Genomic DNA, 2,450 nt, shown 5'->3' with positions numbered 1-2,450 from the left:
TGTAAGAGAATCAACAGCAAGTGAACCACAGCAAGCGAATCACTGCGAGGTAAGCAGGGAAGGAAGAAAGCAGGGAAAGAAGGAAAATATACATGAAATTTGTAATCAAGCATGAGATTAAAGGCAGGATTCGTGCCCATGCTGTACAGTACAGAATGACATTTGAGCAAGCAGACCGGATGCAATATTATCTGGAATCCCAGGATATGATTACATCTGCAAAAGTACAGAACCGTACGGGAGACTTTATGATCTGTTACAAAGGCGACAGAGAGAAAGTAATCAAACTGCTTCAAACATTCCGTTATGAGGAAGTTGACATTCCGGAAAATTATGCACAGAATTCCGGACGCGAACTGAATCAGGAATATTGGGATAAGTTAGTTGAAACTGTAATCTATCATTATGGAAATAAATTATTTTTGCCATATTCGGTCAGAGCATGTATCACAGCAGTAAAATCTGTGAAATATCTTTGGATGGGTGTGCGTACACTGGCAAAAGGCAAGATTGAAGTTCCGGTACTGGATGCGACCGCAATCGGAGTATCTATGTTCCGCGGAGATATCGCAACTGCAGGATCCGTCATGTTCCTGCTTGGAATCGGCGAAATACTGGAAGAGTGGACACACAAGAAATCCGTTGGTGACCTGGCAAGAAGTATGTCACTGAACATCAGCAAAGTATGGCTTGTCAGCGACGGTCAGGAAGTATTAGTACCATTTTCATCTGTAAAGAGCGGCGACCGGATACGCATCCACATGGGAAATGTAATTCCATTTGACGGAACAGTTGTGGAAGGCGAGGCAATGGTCAACCAGGCGTCTTTGACTGGAGAGTCCGTGGCAGTACGCAAGATAGAAAATGGAGAAGTGTATGCCGGAACGGTCGTAGAAGAAGGCGAGCTTACTATACGTGTAAGAGAGGCAAATGGATCAAGTAAATTTGAGAAGATCGTGACGATGATCGAAGAATCCGAGAAACTCAAATCCGGACTGGAAAGCAAGGCAGAACATTTGGCGGATAAACTCGTTCCATACACATTGGCAGGAACAGGTCTTACCTATCTTCTTACAAGAAATGTAACAAAAGCACTGGCTGTATTGATGGTAGATTTCTCATGCGCACTGAAACTGGCTATGCCGATTTCCGTATTGTCCGCAATCCGCGAGGCAAGCAGCTACAACGTCACAGTCAAAGGCGGAAAATATCTGGAAGCAATGTCAGAAGCAGATACCATCGTATTTGACAAGACAGGAACACTGACAAAAGCACAGCCGACAGTTGTAGATGTCGTACCATTCTGCGATAAGACACCAGACGAATTGCTGAGAATCGGCGCCTGCCTGGAAGAGCATTTTCCACACTCCATGGCAAAAGCAGTTGTAAATGCAGCACAGGACAAAGGGCTTATCCATGAAGAGTTCCACTCAAAAGTAGAGTACATCGTGGCACACGGCATTTCCTCCAAGATCAATGACCAAAAAGTCGTTGTTGGAAGCTATCATTTCGTATTCGAAGATGAAGAGAGCCAGATTCCAGAAGGAATGGAAGAAAAATTCCAAGAACTGCCATCCGAATACTCACATTTGTACATGGCAATCGAAGGAAAACTGGCAGCAGTCATCTGCATCGAAGACCCGCTGAGAGAAGAAGCACCACAGATCATCAAAAATCTGAAGGCAACAGGCATCAGCAAAGTAGTCATGATGACCGGAGACAGCGACCGCACCGCAAAAGCAATCGCCAAACGAGTAGGCGTGGACGTATATTACTCGGAAGTATTGCCGGAAGACAAGGCAAACTTCGTAGAGCAGGAAAAAGCCGCCGGACGAAAAGTCATCATGATCGGAGACGGAATCAACGATTCACCGGCACTATCCGCAGCAGACATCGGAATCGCAATCAGCGACGGCGCAGAGATTGCCCGCGAAATCGCAGACGTGACCATGAGCGGCGACGACTTGAGCGAGATCGTAACACTGAAGCTGATCAGTAATAAATTAATGAAACGAATTCACAAAAATTACCGCAACATCGTAGGATTCAACACCGCCCTCATCATACTCGGCGTCACCGGAATCCTACAGCCAACCGTATCAGCACTACTTCATAACACATCAACCCTGTACATCAGCCTGAAAAGCATGGAGAACCTGCTGGAAGAAGAAAACGAAGCGAGAGAATGTATATAGGTAGAAAAGCGCCAGTTCAGAAAGAATTGACGCTTTCTTCGTATGTAAAAAGTGCGTAAAAAAACAAATTGTACAAAAACATTCCACAATTCCAAAAAGGGACAGGTTAGAAAAACCGGAAACCCCCATAAAAAAGAAAAGTAAAAATACACACAATTCAAAAGGGACAGGTAGAAGTCTGTTTGGGGACGGGTTTTTTCTAAAAACAATGTCATTAAGTTAAGGATTTTAGTAGTGTGAAAAGTAGTTTTTTAC

At 44.4% G+C, this 2,450-nt stretch carries 1 protein-coding gene; it reads left to right on the top strand.

The genetic code is table 11. The features are described from left to right. Nucleotides 1–92: 92 nt before the first annotated feature. Complete coding sequence (locus LI164_RS15490) at nt 93–2,195, top strand: heavy metal translocating P-type ATPase (RefSeq protein WP_227087370.1); 2,103 nt, start codon at nt 93–95, stop codon at nt 2,193–2,195. Nucleotides 2,196–2,450 lie beyond the last annotated feature (255 nt).

It is taken from the genome of Dorea sp. 210702-DFI.3.125 (genome assembly GCF_020560945.1).
Taxonomy (GTDB): domain Bacteria; phylum Bacillota; class Clostridia; order Lachnospirales; family Lachnospiraceae; genus Dorea; species Dorea formicigenerans.
Note: the sequence above shows the minus strand (reverse complement) of the source record. Positions and strands in the feature narration are given on the sequence as shown.